Raw genomic sequence first — 16,860 nt, forward strand, 5'->3', positions numbered from 1 at the left:
GGGGAGGCCCCGCCCTCGTCGCGAAAGCCCTCCGCCGTGTCCGCTCCCGCCCTCCCGTCTCCCGGCGCCCCCGCGCAGAAGCGCCCGAGCACGCTGCAGACCCTGCTGCGCCTCGTCCCCTTCGTCGGCGACTCCCTGCCCCGGCTGGTCGGCGGCATCGCGGTCGCGCTCGTGGCGAGCCTGGTGTCGCTGGTCATCCCGATCGTCCTGCAGCAGCTCGTCGACGGGCCGCTGGGGGACGGAGCGGCCTCCGCCGGCTCCGGCGACCTCGGGCCGCTGATCGGCCCGGTCGCCGTCATCCTCGTGCTCGGCGTCGTCGAGGCCGGTGCCATCGCGCTGCGCCGCCGGATGGTCCTCACCCCCAGCACGCGGATCGAGGCGCGCATGCGCTCGGCGCTCTACAGCCGCCTGCAGGACCTCCCCGTCTCGTTCCACGACCGCTGGCAGAGCGGGCAGCTCCTGTCGCGGGCGATGAGCGACCTCAGCCTCATCCGCCGCTGGATCGCCTTCGGCTTCGTCCTGCTCGTGGTCAACGCGCTGACGATCGTCGTCGGCTTCGGCGTCCTCGTCTACTGGAACCCGATCCTCGGCGTGCTCTTCGTCGTGTGCTCGATCCCGGTCTGGATCTACGGGTTCGCGTTCGAGAAGCGCTACTCGAGCATCGCGCGCCGCAGCCAGGACCAGGCGGGCGACCTCGCCACGACCGTCGAGCAGTCGGTGCACGGCATCCGCGTCCTCAAGGCCTTCGGCCGCCACCAGCACGCGCTGGAGAACTTCGCCGGCCAGGCCGAGAAGCTCCGCGGCATCGAGATCGACAAGGCCCGCGCCATCGCCGGGATCTGGCTCGTCCTGCTGCTGGTGCCGGACATCGCGTTCGCGCTCTGCCTGCTCGGCGGGGTCTGGCTCGCCGCGGCCGGCCAGCTGAGCGTCGGCGAGCTGTTCGCCTTCTTCGCCACCGCGACCGTGCTGCGCTGGCCGGTGGAGTCGATCGGCTTCCTCCTCTCGATGACCTTCGACACCCGCACGGCGGTCGACCGCTACTTCGAGGTGATGGACAGCCGGAACACCATCACCGACCCGGAGGACCCCGAGACGATCCTCGAGCCGCGCGGTCGGGTCCGCTTCCGCGACGTCCACTTCCGCTACCAGGACGCCCCCGAGCGCTACCGCGACCTCCTCGACGGCGTCGACCTCGAGGTCGAGCCGGGCGAGACGATGGCACTGGTCGGCATCACCGGCTCCGGGAAGACGACGCTCACCGCGCTGCTCCCGCGCCTCTACGACGTGACCGGCGGAGCCATCGAGCTCGACGGCGTCGACATCCGCCGGCTCCGCCGCGACGAGCTGCGCACGCACATCGGCATGGCGTTCGAGGACGCGACGCTCTTCTCCACCAGCGTGCGCGAGAACGTCCTCCTCGGCCGACCCGACGCGACCGAGGAGGAGCTGCTCGAGGCCCTCGAGATCGCGCAGGCCGACTTCGTCCACCGCCTCCCCGAGGGCCTGGACACGAAGGTGGGCGAGGAGGGGATGAGCCTCTCCGGCGGCCAGCGCCAGCGCCTGGCCCTCGCCCGCGCGGTGGCCGCGCGTCCGGCGGTGCTCGTCCTCGACGACCCGCTCTCGGCGCTCGACGTCGACACGGAGGCGCGCGTCGAGGCGGGGCTGCGCCGCGTGCTCGGCGACACCACGGCGATCATCGTCGCCCACCGCCCCTCGACGGTGGCGCTCGCCGATCGCGTGGCACTGATGGAGGAGGGCCGCATCACCGCGGTCGGCACCCACAGCGAGCTGCTCGCGAGCAGCCCGCACTACCGCTTCGTCATCTCGAGCCTCGAGGAGGACGAGCTGACCCGGCCCGCCGGGACCGAGCGCATCGGCTCCCGCCCCACGACGACCCACCAGGAGACGCGATCATGAGCACGCTCGGTTCCTCCGAGGAGCGCGACGACCTCAGCAGAGCGGAGTCGGCGGCTCTGCGCCGGCGCTCGCTGCGGCTGCTCGGCTCCCTGCTGCGGCCGCTCCGGCTGCGGCTGGTGCTCACCGCGGTCGTGGTCGTCGTCGCGACCGCTGCCCAGGTCGCGGGACCGGCGCTGATCGCGGCGGGCATCGACAACGGTCTGCCCGCGGTCCTCGCGGGGAACGCGGTCCCGCTGGCGGTCACGGTCGGCGCCTACATCCTCACCGGACTCGTCGGCGCGCTCCTGGTCGCCTGGTACACCGTGCTCTCCGCGAGGGTGAGCCAGGCGATCCTGATCGACCTGCGCAAGCGAGTCTTCCTGCACACCCAGAAGCTGAGCCTGGAGTTCCACGAGAACTACACCTCCGGCCGGATCATCTCGCGCCAGACCAGCGACCTCGACTCCATCCGCGAGCTGCTCGACTCCGGCATCAACCAGCTGGTGCAGGGTGCGCTCTACATGGGCTTCGTCGCGATCGCCCTGGTCTCCCTGGACGGCGTGAGCGGCATCGTGCTCGCCTGCGCCCTGGTGCCGCTCGCGCTGCTCACCCGCTGGTTCCAGAAACGGTCGCAGGCGCTGTTCCGCGGCACTCGCGTCGCCTCGTCGCGGCTCATCGTGCAGTTCGTGGAGTCCATGACCGGCATCCGCGCCGTGCAGACCTTCCGCACGCAGAAGCGCAACGAGTCCGTGTTCGGCGGGGTCGTCGAGCAGTACCGGCTCGCCTACAAGCGCGTCTTCGGGGTGTTCGGCACCTTCGACCCCGGGCTCGTGCTGATCGGCAACGTCACCGTCGCCGTGGTGCTGTTCATCGGCGGCGTCCGCGTGCTCGACGGCGGGCTCGAGATCGGCGCGCTGCTGGCGGTCCTGCTCTACACCCGGCGCTTCTTCGACCCGGTGCAGGAGATGGCGATGTTCTACAACTCCTACCAGTCGGCGGCCGCCGCGCTCGAGAAGATCTCGGGCGTGCTGGCCGAGGAGCCGAGCGTCCCGGATCCGGCCCGCCCGGTCGACCTGCGCCAGGCGCGGGGCCGCCTCGGCTTCGAGGGCGTCCGCTTCGCCTACACCGCCGACCGCGAGGTGCTGCCGCGCTTCGACCTCGACATCCCCGCCGGGCAGACCATCGCCCTCGTCGGGTCCACGGGCGCCGGCAAGACGACGCTCGCCAAGCTGATCTCGCGCTTCTACGACCCGAGCGACGGCGTGGTGACCCTCGACGGCGTGGACCTGCGGCGGCTGCACCCGAAGGACCTGCGGCGCGCGATCGTGATGGTCACCCAGGAGGCGTACCTCTTCTCCGGATCCGTCGCCGACAACATCGCGATCGGGCGGCCGACCGCGTCCTACGACGAGATCGTCCGGGCCGCGCAGGCGGTCGGCGCGCACGAGTTCATCCAGGCGCTTCCGGACGGCTACGACACCGACGTGAACAAGCGCGGCGGCCGCGTCTCGGCCGGTCAGCGCCAGCTGATCTCATTCGCCCGCGCGTTCCTGGCCGACCCGGCGGTGCTGATCCTGGACGAGGCGACCTCCTCCCTCGACATCCCGAGCGAGCGCCTGGTGCAGCAGGGCCTGCAGACGCTGCTGGCGGACCGCACGGCGGTCATCATCGCGCACCGCCTCTCGACGGTCGCGATCGCCGACCGGGTGCTGGTGATGGAGCACGGCCGCATCGTCGAGGACGGCACCCCGGAGGCGCTCATCGCCGGCGAGGGCCGCTTCGCCACCCTGCACGCGGCCTGGCGGGGCTCGCTCGTCTGATCGGCTGCTGCTCGCGACTCACGTCCCGGAGCCGCTCCCGGCTCAGGGGCGCCAGCGGGCGCTGCGCACGTCGACGCGCCAGCCGCCCGGCGTGACGACGAGGGGCGTGCCCTCGCGCTCGTACTCCCGGCGGGCGCGCTCCTCGTGGCCGACCGGGGGCGCTCCTCCCGCGCGGACGACGCGCCACCAGGCGGTGTCGGAGCCGTAGCGGGCCATCACCGTGCCGACCGCGCGTGCCGCACGAGTGCCGAGGACCGCGGCGATCTCGCCGTAGGCCATCACGCGTCCGGGCGGGATCGAGGCGACCACCTCGAGGACGGCGGAGACGAAGTCGGCCGGCTCCGCTGCCTCCGGCGCCGCGCTCAGAGCGTCAGCGCCCCGATGTTCTCGCCGTACTGCGTCTCGCCGACGACCTCGAAGCCGATCCAGCGGAAGAACTGCTCCGGGCCGTCCTCGCCGGACTCCCAGATCACCGTGAGGGTGTGGAAGCCGCGGGCGCGCGCCTCGTCGGCGGTGGCGCGGACGGCGAAGGTGCCCACGCCGCGGCCCTGCTTCGCCGCGTCGATGTTGATGCGCCAGATGCAGCTGCGGAACTCCTCCGCCGCCTCCGGGTCGAAGTGCGCGTGGATGAAGCCGACCAGCTCGTCGCCGTCCATCACGGCCCGCTGCCAGGAGGCGCCCGGGTCGATCACCGCGGCGGCGGCGGAGTAGGAGACCGGCGCGATGAACTGCTCCTGGCCGGGTTTGAGGCTCAGACCGTTCACGGCGGAGATGTTCGAGGCGGACAGCTCTTCCAGGCGGAGGTCACTCATGCCGTCACTGTACCGGCGGCGCAGGACGGCGGGCATCCTCCTGTCGGGCGACGTGCGCCGGCCCCGGCGCGGACGATCGAGAACTGTCTCGACATCGAGACAGTTCGGGCCTCGGGTAGGCTGGCGGAGGCCATCCGGAGCGGTGCAGAGCCGCCCGTCCCGCACAGGTGCGGGGTCATCGACACCATGGGAGAGCAATGTCCAAGATCAAGGTTGAGGGAACGGTCGTCGAGCTCGACGGCGACGAGATGACGCGCATCATCTGGCAGAAGATCAAGGACACCCTCATCCACCCGTACCTCGACGTGAACCTCGAGTACTACGACCTCGGCATCGAGTACCGCGACGAGACGGACGACCAGGTCACGATCGACGCGGCGCACGCCATCCAGAAGCACGGCGTCGGCGTGAAGTGCGCGACCATCACCCCCGACGAGGCCCGCGTCGAGGAGTTCGGCCTCAAGAAGATGTGGAAGTCGCCCAACGGCACGATCCGCAACATCCTCGGCGGCGTGATCTTCCGCGAGCCCATCATCATCTCGAACATCCCGCGCCTGGTCCCCGGCTGGAACAAGCCGATCATCATCGGCCGCCACGCGTTCGGCGACCAGTACCGCGCCACCGACTTCGTCTTCAAGGGCAAGGGCACGCTGACCGTCGAGTTCACGCCCGAGGACGGCTCCGAGCCGATGAGGTTCGAGGTCTACAAGGCCCCGGACGACGGCATCGCGCAGGTCCAGTACAACCAGGACGCGTCGATCCGCGACTTCGCCCGCTCGTCGCTGAACTACGGCCTCTCGCGCAATTACCCGGTCTACCTCTCCACCAAGAACACGATCCTCAAGGCCTACGACGGCCGCTTCAAGGACATCTTTGAGGAGATCTTCGAGACCGAGTTCAAGGAGCGCTTCGACGCCGCGGGCCTCACCTACGAGCACCGCCTCATCGACGACATGGTCGCCTCGGCCATGAAGTGGGAGGGCGGCTACGTCTGGGCCTGCAAGAACTACGACGGCGACGTCCAGTCCGACACCGTCGCGCAGGGCTTCGGCTCGCTGGGCCTGATGACCTCCGTGCTCTCCACGCCCGACGGCAGCGTCGTCGAGGCGGAGGCGGCGCACGGCACCGTCACGCGCCACTACCGCCAGCACCAGGCCGGCAAGCCCACCTCGACGAACCCGATCGCCTCGATCTACGCCTGGACGCGCGGCCTCGCGCACCGCGGCAAGCTCGACGGCAACCAGGAGCTCATCGACTTCTCGCTCACCCTGGAGGACGTGGTCATCAAGACGGTCGAGTCCGGGAAGATGACGAAGGACCTCGCCCTGCTCGTCGGCCCCGAGCAGGGCTGGCAGACGACCGAGGAGTTCCTCGCGACCCTCGACGAGAACCTGAAGGCCCGCATGTCGGCCTGATCACCGGCTTCAGCAGACGCGTCCGGCCCGCACGATCCTCGGATCCTGCGGGCCGGACGCGTCTCCGGGCCCGGTGGGACGCGCCCGGGCCGAGCGCCTCAGAGCGCCCGGGCGAGCTCCTCCATCGCGTGGAGCGGATCGGGCCCCGACGGCATCAGCACGACGCTCGACGCACCGGCCTCGTGCAGCAGGCCGATGCGGCGACGAGCGTCCTCGGGAGTGCCCACGACGGCCAGCTGGTCGACCCAGGCGTCGGGCAGGTCGCGGACGAAGGCGGCGCGGTCGGCGCTCTCGGCCCGCAGGCGGGCGAAGTCCTCGGCGAAGGGGAGCGGCTCGATGTGCGGCGCCCAGTCCGACTCGCCGATCCATTCGAGTCCCGGCCGGACCGCGTCGCGCGCGGCGGCCGCGTCGTCGTCCACGGCGGCCACGTTGTAGGCGACGATCCGTCCGGTGCCGCCCAGGTGGCCGCGGGCCGCCGCGAGGTACTCCGGAGTGACGGGCTCGGCCAGGACGACCCCGTCGGCGATCCGGCCCGCGAGCGCCAGCGACTTCGGTCCGCGGACGCCGGCCAGCAGCGGCGGCACGACGGCGGGCGGCGACTCCAGGACGAGGCCGTCCACGTGCACGTAGCGGCCGGAGCGGTCGGTGCGCTCGCCGGAGAGCAGCGAGCGGATCGCGCCGAACTGCTCCTCGAGCAGGGTGAGCGGGCTGCGCGGCCAGACGCCGAGGCCGCGCATCCAGTGCGGCATCCCGTGCCCGATGCCGGCGTGGACGCGGCCGGGGAACAGCTCGGCGAGAGTGCCGAGCTCCATCGCGGTGAAGGCCGCCGTGCGGACGGCGGCGGGCAGGATGCCGATGCCGACGACGATCCGCTCGGTGGCGGCGAGTACCGCGCCGGCCTGGGCGATGCCGCCGCGGAAGCCGAGGTCCTCGACCGCCCAGAGCTCGTCGAAGCCGAGCTCCTCGGCGCGGCGGGCGTAGCCGAGCACCTCGGAGGCGGGGAGATCGCGGAGGAGCAGGACGCCGACAGCGGTGTCGGAGGAGGAGGCGCGCATCCGGCCAGCGTAGGGCGTGCGGACACGCGGAGGGCCCGCCCGCACGATCGCGGACGGGCCCTCGCTCGTCGTCCTACTCGGCGGCCGCCTCGCCGATCCGCACCTGCTCGGGGCGGGCGGTCGAGACGACCTCGATGCGGCGGGGACGCGCCTTCTCGCTGACCGGGATGGTCACCGATAGCACGCCGTTGTCGTAGGACGCGGCGATGCGCTCGGTGTCGACGCCCTGGCCGAGGCTCAGCTGGCGGACGAAGGTCGCCGACTGGCGCTCCCGGGTGATCCAGGTGACGTCGTCGCCGCCCGCGACGGTGCGCTGGGCGCGGATGGTGAGGAGCTGCCCGTCCACGTCGACGTCGACGGACCCGGGGTCGATGCCGAGGAGGTCGGCGGTGAGGACGTAGTGGTCGCCGTCCCGGTACAGGTCGATCGGCATCCGGCGGGGCCCCTGACCGGAGCCGAGGAGGGCGGTGGCGAGGCGGTCCAGCTCGCGGACGGGGTCGTAGGTGACAGCCATGAGATCACTCCATTCAGTCGTGCAACGAAGAGTTCCAAGAGTTGAGCCGACCCGGCTCAACGCGAATAAATTAGCACTCGCGGAGGGGGAGTGCCAACGGATCGGCCCCTTTCGGTGTCAACTTCGTTACCTGTTCGTAACAAAGCTGAGCAATCGAGTTCGTAGGGTCGTTTCTGTGTGGAAACCGATCCGGTTCCCAGCGAATGTGAGTAAGGACATCGATTGCCGATCCACCTGTCCCACCGACCACCCGTCCGCCGCGCTGAGAGGCGCATCCTCGCGGGCCTCGCCGTCCTCGGAGTCGCCGCGACCGCGGCCTTCGCCACCACCGGCGCCAGTGCCGCCCCTCTCGCCGGCAGTGCCTCGCTCGTCGGCGGGCTCTCCGTCGGCCAGAGCTTCTACGACGGCGACTACGTCGTCACCCTCGTCGAGCCCTCCGCGGCCACCTACCAGGGCAGCGATGCCCGCTTCGCCCGCACCGCGCCCGTCGACGGTGCGCAGCTGCAGGCCGCCTCGGCTCCGGTGGAGGACTACTCCGCCCACCTCGAGCAGCGCCAGGAGGACGTCGCCTCCGCGGTCGACGCCGCCATCGGCTACCACTACACCGTCGCCCTCAACGGCTTCTCCGCGACCCTCTCGGGCGAGCAGGCGGGCGAGCTCGCGAGCCGCCGCGACGTCGCCCAGGTCCGCAAGGTCGAGAACCTGAAGGTCGACCGCGCCGCGCAGGCCTCGCCGCTCGCCGCGGCCGCCGCCGGCACCCCGGTGCCCGACACCGGACAGCAGCGCTCCACCGACTTCCTCGGCCTCGAGGGCGAGAACGGCGTCTGGCAGAAGCTGGGCGGCATCGACAAGGCGGGCGAGGGCGTCGTCGTCGGCGTCATCGACTCCGGCATCGCGCCCGAGAACCCCTCCTTCGCGGGCGCGCCCCTGGCGACCTCGCCCGGAGCTGCCCCCTACACGGACGGCACCACCACCTCCTTCGTGAAGTCGGACGGCGGCACCTTCGTCGGCTCCTGCTCGCCGGGGCTCCCCGCCTCCGAGCAGTGGGACGGCGACGAGTGCAACCAGAAGCTCATCGGCGCACGCTGGTTCCTCGCGGACGAGGAGGTCGGCTCGACGGACAACCCCGAGTACCGCTCCCCGCGCGACGCCGACGGACACGGCTCGCACACCGCGAGCACGGCAGCCGGCAACAACGGCGTCGAGGCGAGCGTCGACGGCTACGACTACGGGAAGATCTCCGGAGTCGCCCCGGCCGCCAAGGTCGCCGCGTACAAGGTCTGCTGGAACGGACCCGACGAGGGCACCGACGACGACGACTTCTGCTCCGGAGCGGGCATCCTCGCGGCCATCGACGCCGCGACCAAGGACGGCGTCGACGTCATCAACTTCTCGATCGGCGGCGGCTCGGCCACCTCGACCCTGACCGCGATCGACGAGGCGTTCCTCAACGCCGCCGCCGCGGGCGTCTTCGTCGCGGCCTCGGCCGGCAACTCGGGTGCGGGCGCCTCCACGCTCGACCACGCGTCGCCCTGGTACACCACGGTCGCCGCGTCCTCCATCCCGACCTACACCGCGACCGCCGCTCTCGGCGACGGCCAGAAGTTCGTCGGAGGATCCATCTCGGTCCACGAGGACGTCACCGGACCGCTGGTGAACAGCGCCGACGTCGTCCGCTCGGGCGCCGAGAACCCCGCCATCTGCGAGACCGGCACCCTCGACCCCGACAAGGTGAAGGGCACGATCGTCGCCTGCACCGCGGGCGTCACCGCGCGCGTCTCCAAGTCGGCCGAGGTCGAGCGGGCCGGCGGCATCGGCATGCTGCTGCTCAACCCGACCCCGAACGCCCTGCACGTCGACGACCACTCGGTCCCGAGCATCCAGATCGACTCGCAGGCCTACCAGGCGATCACGACCTACGCCGGCACCGCCGGTGCGACCGTGACCCTCTCCGAGGGCAACTCGTCCGGAGCCTCCATCCCCGTCCCGCAGGTCGCCGGCTTCTCGTCGCGCGGACCCGCTGAGGCGGACGGCGCCGACGTGCTGAAGCCCGACCTCACGGCGCCCGGCGTCGCGATCCTCGCCGACAGCTTCAACGCCGAGGGCGACGACCCCGCCTTCGCGTTCGAGTCCGGCACCTCGATGTCGTCGCCGCACGTGGCGGGCCTCGGCGCGCTGATCCTCGGCGCGACCCCGAAGGCCTCGCCGTCCGCGGTGAAGTCGGCCATGATGACCTCCGCCTACGACAGCGTCGACCAGTCGGGCGCCGCGTCCGAGGACGTCTTCGCCCAGGGCGCCGGACACGTCGACCCTGCCGCGTTCCTCGATCCCGGACTGCTCTACCAGAGCGGCACGGAGGACTGGATCGCGTTCCTCAAGGGTGCGGGCTACGTCTTCACCTCGAACCCGGTGATCGACCCGATCGCCGCGATCGACCCGTCCGACCTCAACCAGGCCTCGATCGCGATCGGCGCCCTCGCGGGCACGCAGACCGTGACCCGCACGGTCACCTCGACCGGCGCGGGCACCTACACCGCCTCGGTCGACGGCCTCGCCGGGATCGACACCGTCGTCTCGCCCTCGACCCTCTCCTTCACGGGTGCGGGCCAGACGGCGGAGTACACGGTCTCCTTCACCACCGGCTCGGCGGCGCTCAACCAGTTCGCCACCGGCTACCTGACCTGGGCGAGCGCGGAGCACGACGTCCGCAGCCCGATCGCGGTGCGCCCCGTCCTGCTGGACGCGCCCTACGAGGTCTCCGGCACCGGCTCGACCGGCACCGGCACGGTGACGGTCACGCCCGGCATCACCGGCGCGCTGCCGCTCACCGCGAGCGGTCTCGCCGAGGGTGTCCTCGCCGAGGACGCCACCGCCGCTGACGGCCACTCGGCGACGCTCCCCACGGGGAAGTCGCTGACGACCACCGTCGTGGTGCCGGAGGGCGCCGAGTTCGCCCGCTTCGACCTCGACTCGCTCGACGACGCGGCCGACCTCGACCTCACCGTCACCAGCGAGAGCACCGACAAGGTCTTCACCTCGGCGACCGGCTCGGCCGACGAGCGCGTCGACATCGCCGACCCCGCTCCGGGCGAGTACACGGTCCAGGCCGATGTCTACTCGACCGCTCCGGGATCCTCGACCGTCACGTTCGACTTCCGCAGCTTCGTCATCACTCCGGAGAACGGTCTCGGCTCGCTGAGCACCGACCCCGCCGTGGTCGACGCCGTGCAGGGCGAGCCGATCGCGTACGCGGTCTCCTGGTCGAACCTGGCGGGCCCGGCCCGCTACCTCGGCCGTGTCGCCTACACCGACTCGGGACTCGCGTCGCTCGTGAGCGTCGACGTCACCGAGGCGGTCACCCCCACCCCGACGCCGACCGCGACTCCGGAGCCCACGGGCACCCCGGAGCCGACCGCGACGCCGACGGCCGGCCCCACCGCCGGACCGGGGGAGCCCATCTCCACGCCGACCGCCGGACCGGGGGAGCCCACCTCCACGCCGACCGCCGGACCGGGCGCGCCCGGCCACGGCGCCGGCGGCCTCCCGTCGACGGGCTTCGACGGCGGTCTCCTCGGAGCCGCCGCCCTCGCCCTCCTCGGTGCAGGTGCTGTGATCACCGGCCTCCGACGCCGCGCCCTGGCGCAGCGTGAGGCGGGCGCCGCGGAGTAGTCCTCCGCGACCGCCGCGAACGGCCGTCCCCCTGCTCCTCCCGGAGCGGCGGGGGCGGCCGTTCGCCGTTCTCGGGCGGGGGAGGCGGAGACGGGGCGGCTCGTGGTGCGGGCCGGGAGCAGGACCAGCCGGGCTGCGTGGGGGAACGGCTCGAGAGCGGAGGCGGGAGCGGGTCGGGGAGAGATCGACGATCAGGCGGGGCGGAGCACCTCCGACTGGGGGCCCGGCGGCGCGATCGGCCCGGGGTCCCGCTGCGGTCGCGCATCCCCGGAGGTGCATCGACGGGAGAACGCGGTGGCGACCTGCCGCTGCGAGCCGGGACGACGCGTTCGGTTCCGGTCCGAGGCGGCGGCGAGCGCACGGGGACCGCGGTGCACCCTCGGGGACAGCGGTGGACGGCTCCGAGCGAGCGCCCCCCTCGGCCTGAGCGGCCGCCGTCAGGATCAGAGGGAGCGGCGTCCCGCGATGACGCCGGAGACGACGGCGAGGACGCCGAAGACGATCGCGACGACCGGCTGGCCGAGGTCCAGCCACGCCAGCGCGGCGGCGCCCATCACGAGCAGCTCGATCAGCGAGCGGCCGTAGACGTCGATCGCGAGGACCGCGCGCGGCGAGAGGAAGAGCGCCCAGATCAGCGCGGCGACCACCGGAGCGCCGATGCCGAGGACGATGTTCCACGGGAGGTCCCACGACGCGAAGCCCCAGAGGGCGAAGGTCGCCAGCGCGACGAGCTCCAGGAGGAACCGGAGGATCGCGTTCGGGCCGATCCTGATGTCGGTGCCCGCGGTGTCCGCTCCTGCTCGATTCACGCCGACCATGCTAGCCGCCGGAGGTCAGCGGAAGATGATGGTGCGGGCCCCGTCGAGGAGCACCCGGTCCTCCGCGAACCACTTGACCGCCTGCGTGAGCGTACGGCTCTCCTCGTCCTGCCCGATCGCCACGAGCTGGGCGACCGAGTGCGAGTGGTCCACGCGCACCACGTTCTGCTCGATGATCGGCCCCTCGTCGAGGTCGCTGGTGACGAAGTGCGCGGTCGCCCCGATCAGCTTGACGCCGCGGGCGTGCGCCTGCTTGTAGGGGTTCGCGCCCTTGAAGCCCGGCAGGAACGAGTGGTGGATGTTGATAGCGCGGCCGGCCAGTCGCGCGCAGAGCTCGGGGGAGAGGATCTGCATGTAGCGCGCCAGGACCACGAGCTCGACGTCGTGCTCCTCGACGACCTCCAGCACGCGCTCCTCGAACCCGCGCTTCGACTCCGGCGAGACCACGGGTCGCGACTCGAAGGGCACGCCGTAGAACTCGGCGAGGTCGCGAAGGCTGCCGTGGTTGGACAGGATCATCGGGATGTCCACCGCGAGCTGCCCGGCGCGCTGGCGGAAGAGCAGGTCGTTGACGCAGTGCGCGGCGGTGGAGGCGAGGACGAGGGTGCGCAGCGGCCGGCCGACGACGTCGAGGCGCCAGGTCATCCCGTAGTGCTCCGTGATCGGCAGCAGGGCGGCGGCGAACTCCTCGCGGCTGATCGGCGACTCCACCTGCAGGCGCATGAAGAAGCGGCCGGTGTCGGCGCTCGAGAACTGCTGGCTCTCGGTGATGTTGCCGCGGGCCTGGACGACGGCACCGGACACGGCGTGCACGATGCCCGGCTGGTCGGGGCAGGCGAAGGTCAGGGTCCAGTGGTTTCCCGCGGGCCGGGCGCCGGACCACGCGGCGTCGCTGCCCGTCGGACGGGTGCTCGCGGGGGCGGGCCGGGGAGTCGCGGACGCGGCGGGTTCGGGCTGCATCCGCCCAGGATAACGGTGGGGCACGGGGCGGTCCGCGCGCCTCAGCCCGCGTCGACGGACACGACGGCGACGGGTCCCGTCCGCCCGTCCGGGGAGGAGTAGCGGACGCCGATCGTGTGCCTCCCGGGACCGACCTCCAGGGTCGCGGCGAGGACGGGGGCTCCGGGAGCGAGGGACCGCACCTGCCCGCCGTCGACCAGGAGGTCGAGGCCGTCCGCGTCGGGATCGGCGAGCACGAGCACGCCGACCGCGCCCCCGCTCGACGCGGCCCGGGCGAGGAGCACCGGAGCGCGCAGGTCGACCGCCTCGGGGGCGCTGACTCCTGCAGCGGTGCGCGCCAGCACCGTGGTCGTGCCCGCGGGGAGGGGGAGCGCCGGCGCGGTCCAGGAGCCGTCGGCGTCGGCGGTGGCGGAGCCCACGCGGTGTCCGTCGGAGGCGTCCTCGAGGAGCACCTCGGCGCCGGGCGCGGCGGTGCCCCGGGCATCGGGCAGCAGCCGGCCGTCGGTGTCGAGCGCGAGGGTCGGTGCGGCCGGAGCGGGAGGTGCGGCCGGAGCGGGAGTCGTGACCGGTGCGGGAGTCGAGACCGGAGCGGAGGTGCTCGGCGCCTCTGTAGGGACCGGCGCCGGAGTGCTCGGTACGTGCGTCGCTGCCGGAGCCGGAGTGTCCGGTGGGGGAGTCACGATCGGAACAGGAACCGGGACCGGAGTGCTGGGTGCGGGGGTCGGGACCGGAACGGAGGGCAGGGCCGGGCCGTTGCCGATCGGGCCCGGCGCGGAGCCCCCGGTCGTGGCCCCCGGCGGCCCGGAGGGGGCCGGAGCCTCGGTGACGGCAGGGGAGGGCGCCGGTGCGGGGCCGCCGGTCACGGCAGGGCGGGACGGGGCGGGCTCGGCGGCAGGAGTCGGGGAGGCGGTCGCCTCGATCCCTCTCGACGCCGGTGCGCCGACGGGATCGTGGGACGGCTCCTGTTGCGGCGGGCGTCCCGTCCTCCCGGGGGTCGCGCGCGTCGCTCCGGCATCGTCCGACGCGGCCCGTCCGGCCACGGCCGGCACCGTGCTCCTCGGAGCGGCGCCGGAACCCCTGGACCGCCCCGCCGGATCGCCGTCCGCTGCACTCGTCCGGTCCGCGGCCTCCGGGTCCGTCTCCGGTCGGTCGGCGCTCGCCGTCGCTCCTCCGCTCGACGCCGGCGCAGCCGCCTCGGCCGTTGCGCGCTCGTCCACCCGCGCGGAGGCGTCCTCCGCCGCCACGAGCGCGCCGCCCCCGTTCCCGGACAGCAGCACCACCGCGCCGACGACTCCCGCGACCGCGAGTGCCGCCGCAGCGGACGCGGCGACGACTACTCCTGTTCCGCTGCCCGCTCTCGACGCTCGGACCGCTCTCGACGCTCGAACCGCGCTCGACGCCCGGACCGCGCTCGGCAGCGGACCGGAGGCCGCGCCAGAGCCCCCGCCCGCCGCCCAGGCTGCCGCACCGCTCACGCCGGCCGAGAGCGGCAGCAGCACCGACGCGAGGCGGCGCGCAGTGCTCTCGGCCTCCGCCAGCGCCTCCCGGCAGGAGAGGCACCCGTCCAGGTGCCGGTCGATGCGGTGCCTGTCCCGGACGGGGGCTCGTCCTCGCGCGTACGTCCCCGCCCGCTCGAGCACCCACTCGCACTCGCCCGTCGCCGAGGCGTCCGCCACGTGCTCCCGGATCCACGCGGAGCGCAGCCCCTCCCGCGCCCGCACCCCGAGCGCTGCGACCGCGTTGGGCCGCAGGCCCATCAGCGGTGCGGCGGCGGCGGGGGACAGGCCCTCCACCTCCGTGTACCAGAGCACCTCCTGCCAGCGCGGCGGCAGCGCCCGGAACGCGCGCGCGCCCAGGTCGCGCTCGAGGGCGGCGAGGGCGTGCGCCTCGGGATCGGGGCCGGCAGAGGGGAGGGCGCGGTCGGCCTCGTCGAACGGCCGCTCGTGCCGGTCCCGCCGGGCCCAGGATCCCGCGACGTTGCGGACGGTGGTGAAGAAGTAGGGGCGGAAGGCGCCCTCGGGTCCGCCGCCGCGCTCGATCGCCCGCAGGACGCGGAGGAACGCCTCCGAGACCAGGTCGTCGGGGTCGGAGCTGCTCGCCCACGCCCGGGCCACGGTGCGCCCGGCCGAGGAGTGGCGGCGCCAGAGCTCGGAGACCGCGTCGGTGCGGCCCTCCCGGACCAGCGCGACGAGCTCCTCGTCGCTGCGGCCGTCGATGCGCTCGGAGCGGCGTCGAGGACCCACGGCGACGCCCTCCCTCCCGGTCCCGCGCCGGGACCGCCCGAGGGATCGTCGCACGATCGCGCGTGCCCGCCCCCGACTGGCGCGACTCCCGCGCCACCCGGCCCGCTTGCTAGAGTGAGCCCGCCGCGACTGGCGTTCGGATGGGTGACCATCAGGGAGCGGCACCTCCTCCGGGGCAGCGCCCCGGACACTTTTCCCGCCGCACGCCTGGGCTGGAACGGATACCGTAGATCGGGTCGCCCGAACGAGCCGTGTCGCGCCGCAGCGACCTGCCGGGCCCCTTCCGTTTCCCAGCCAAGGAGCGTCCGTGTCCTCTTCCCCCGCCAGCCCCGGCGTCGCCGCCTCGTTCGACCAGCCCGTGTCGGTGGTCGACCCCGAGATCGCCGCCGTGCTCCAGCAGGAGCTCGACCGCCAGCGCGGCTACCTCGAGATGATCGCGAGCGAGAACTTCGTGCCGCGCGCGATCCTCGAGTCGCAGGGCTCCGTCCTGACCAACAAGTACGCCGAGGGCTACCCCGGACGCCGCTACTACGGCGGCTGCGAGTACGTCGACATCGCCGAGCAGCTCGCGATCGACCGCGCCAAGGCCCTCTTCGGCGCCGAGTTCGCCAATGTCCAGCCGCACTCCGGAGCCTCCGCCAACGCCGCGGCGCTCGCCGCGCTCGTGCAGCCCGGAGACACCATCCTCGGCCTCGAGCTCGCGCACGGCGGCCACCTGACCCACGGCATGAAGCTGAACTTCTCGGGCAAGCTCTACAACGCGACCGCGTACGGCGTCGACCCGCAGACCTTCCGCATCGACATGGACGCGGTCCGCGAGAAGGCCCTCGAGGTCCGTCCGCAGGTGCTCATCGCCGGCTGGTCCGCCTACCCCCGTCAGCTCGACTTCGAGGCGTTCCGCGCCATCGCCGACGAGGTCGGCGCGAAGCTCTGGGTCGACATGGCCCACTTCGCAGGCCTCGTGGCGGCGGGGCTGCACCCGTCGCCGGTGCCCTACGCCGACGTCGTGACGACCACCGTCCACAAGACGCTGGCCGGCCCGCGCTCGGGGCTCATCCTCGCGAAGCAGGAGTACGCCAAGAAGCTGAACTCGGCCGTCTTCCCCGGCCAGCAGGGCGGCCCGCTCATGCACGTGATCGCCGCGAAGGCGACCGCGTTCAAGCTCGCCGGCGAGCCCGAGTTCGCCGACCGCCAGGCACGCACCATCCGCGGCGCGCAGATCCTCGCCGAGCGCCTCACGGCGGCCGACTCGAAGGCCGAGGGCATCGACGTCCTGACCGGCGGCACGGACGTCCACCTCGTCCTCGCCGACCTGCGCGACTCGCCGCTGGACGGCAAGCAGGCCGAGGACCGCCTCCACGAGGTCGGCATCACGGTCAACCGCAACGCCGTGCCGTTCGACCCCCGCCCGCCGATGGTCACCTCGGGCCTGCGCATCGGCACGCCGGCGCTCGCGACCCGCGGCTTCGGCGACACGGAGTTCACCGAGGTCGCCGACGTCATCGCCGAGGCGCTCAAGCCCTCGGCCGACCTCGAGGCGCTGCGCGGCCGTGTCGCCCGCCTCACCGACGACTTCCCGCTCTACCCCGGGCTGTAGTCGATCCGCTGCACCACCCGCGCGGCGGAGGCCGGGGCACCGTCCCCCTCCGCCGCGCAAC

At 73.0% G+C, this 16,860-nt stretch carries 12 protein-coding genes; 5 read left to right on the forward strand and 7 right to left on the reverse strand.

From position 1 onward, the window contains the following. Window positions 1-36: 36 nt before the first annotated feature. Entirely contained in the window at window positions 37-1,917 is a 1,881-nt protein-coding gene (locus C5C54_RS07280; protein WP_104288061.1) for an ABC transporter ATP-binding protein, read from the forward strand. Beyond that, window positions 1,914-3,716 carry an ABC transporter ATP-binding protein gene (locus tag C5C54_RS07285; protein ID WP_104288062.1) on the forward strand — a complete coding sequence of 601 codons (1,803 nt, stop codon included), beginning with the start codon at window positions 1,914-1,916 and terminating at the stop codon, window positions 3,714-3,716. The genes C5C54_RS07280 and C5C54_RS07285 overlap by 4 nt, the downstream gene beginning before the upstream one ends. Before the next feature lie 42 nt (window positions 3,717-3,758). On the opposite strand, the gene C5C54_RS07290 is transcribed toward C5C54_RS07285, so the two are convergent. Continuing rightward, the gene (locus tag C5C54_RS07290; RefSeq protein WP_104238475.1) at window positions 3,759-4,082 is read right to left on the reverse strand and encodes an MGMT family protein; all 324 of its coding nucleotides are present in this window, start codon (window positions 4,080-4,082) and stop codon (window positions 3,759-3,761) included. Then, entirely contained in the window at window positions 4,079-4,528 is a 450-nt protein-coding gene (locus tag C5C54_RS07295; RefSeq protein ID WP_104288111.1) for a GNAT family N-acetyltransferase, read from the reverse strand. The genes C5C54_RS07290 and C5C54_RS07295 overlap by 4 nt, the downstream gene beginning before the upstream one ends. Window positions 4,529-4,725: 197 nt before the next feature. Here C5C54_RS07295 and C5C54_RS07300 point away from each other — a divergent pair, with 197 nt between their 5' ends. Then, on the forward strand, window positions 4,726-5,943 hold the full coding sequence (locus tag C5C54_RS07300) for an NADP-dependent isocitrate dehydrogenase (protein ID WP_104224939.1): 1,218 nt from the start codon (window positions 4,726-4,728) through the stop codon (window positions 5,941-5,943). A gap of 98 nt (window positions 5,944-6,041) precedes the next feature. Here C5C54_RS07300 and C5C54_RS07305 read toward each other — a convergent pair whose 3' ends face one another. Next, entirely contained in the window at window positions 6,042-6,998 is a 957-nt protein-coding gene (locus C5C54_RS07305; protein ID WP_104288063.1) for an LLM class flavin-dependent oxidoreductase, read from the reverse strand. Window positions 6,999-7,071: 73 nt separating this feature from the next. After that, window positions 7,072-7,512, reverse strand: a complete 441-nt coding sequence (locus C5C54_RS07310) for an Hsp20/alpha crystallin family protein (RefSeq protein WP_104288064.1) — start codon at window positions 7,510-7,512, stop codon at window positions 7,072-7,074. A gap of 222 nt (window positions 7,513-7,734) precedes the next feature. Here C5C54_RS07310 and C5C54_RS07315 point away from each other — a divergent pair, with 222 nt between their 5' ends. Further along, the gene (locus C5C54_RS07315; protein ID WP_104288065.1) at window positions 7,735-11,181 is read left to right on the forward strand and encodes a S8 family serine peptidase; all 3,447 of its coding nucleotides are present in this window, start codon (window positions 7,735-7,737) and stop codon (window positions 11,179-11,181) included. A 443-nt stretch (window positions 11,182-11,624) separates the two neighbouring features. On the opposite strand, the gene C5C54_RS07320 is transcribed toward C5C54_RS07315, so the two are convergent. From C5C54_RS07320 to C5C54_RS07330, 3 genes are read right to left on the reverse strand one after another with little or no spacing between them, the layout of a single operon-like run. Continuing rightward, a complete protein-coding gene (locus tag C5C54_RS07320) occupies window positions 11,625-11,990 on the reverse strand; it encodes a YrdB family protein (RefSeq protein WP_104276971.1) in 366 nt (121 codons plus the stop codon). A 24-nt stretch (window positions 11,991-12,014) separates the two neighbouring features. Beyond that, window positions 12,015-12,959 carry a formyltetrahydrofolate deformylase gene (gene purU, locus C5C54_RS07325; RefSeq protein WP_104224944.1) on the reverse strand — a complete coding sequence of 315 codons (945 nt, stop codon included), beginning with the start codon at window positions 12,957-12,959 and terminating at the stop codon, window positions 12,015-12,017. Window positions 12,960-13,000: 41 nt separating this feature from the next. After that, a complete protein-coding gene (locus C5C54_RS07330) occupies window positions 13,001-15,202 on the reverse strand; it encodes a sigma-70 family RNA polymerase sigma factor (RefSeq protein WP_181069055.1) in 2,202 nt (733 codons plus the stop codon). 307 nt (window positions 15,203-15,509) lie between these two features. On the opposite strand from C5C54_RS07330, the gene glyA reads away from it, so the two are divergent. Further along, window positions 15,510-16,799 (forward strand): serine hydroxymethyltransferase, encoded by a 1,290-nt coding sequence (gene glyA, locus C5C54_RS07335; protein WP_104224723.1) that lies wholly within the window; start codon window positions 15,510-15,512, stop codon window positions 16,797-16,799. The last annotated feature ends 61 nt before the right edge of the window (window positions 16,800-16,860 follow it).

Source organism: Rathayibacter sp. AY1F2 (assembly GCF_002930885.1).
GTDB lineage: Bacteria > Actinomycetota > Actinomycetes > Actinomycetales > Microbacteriaceae > Rathayibacter.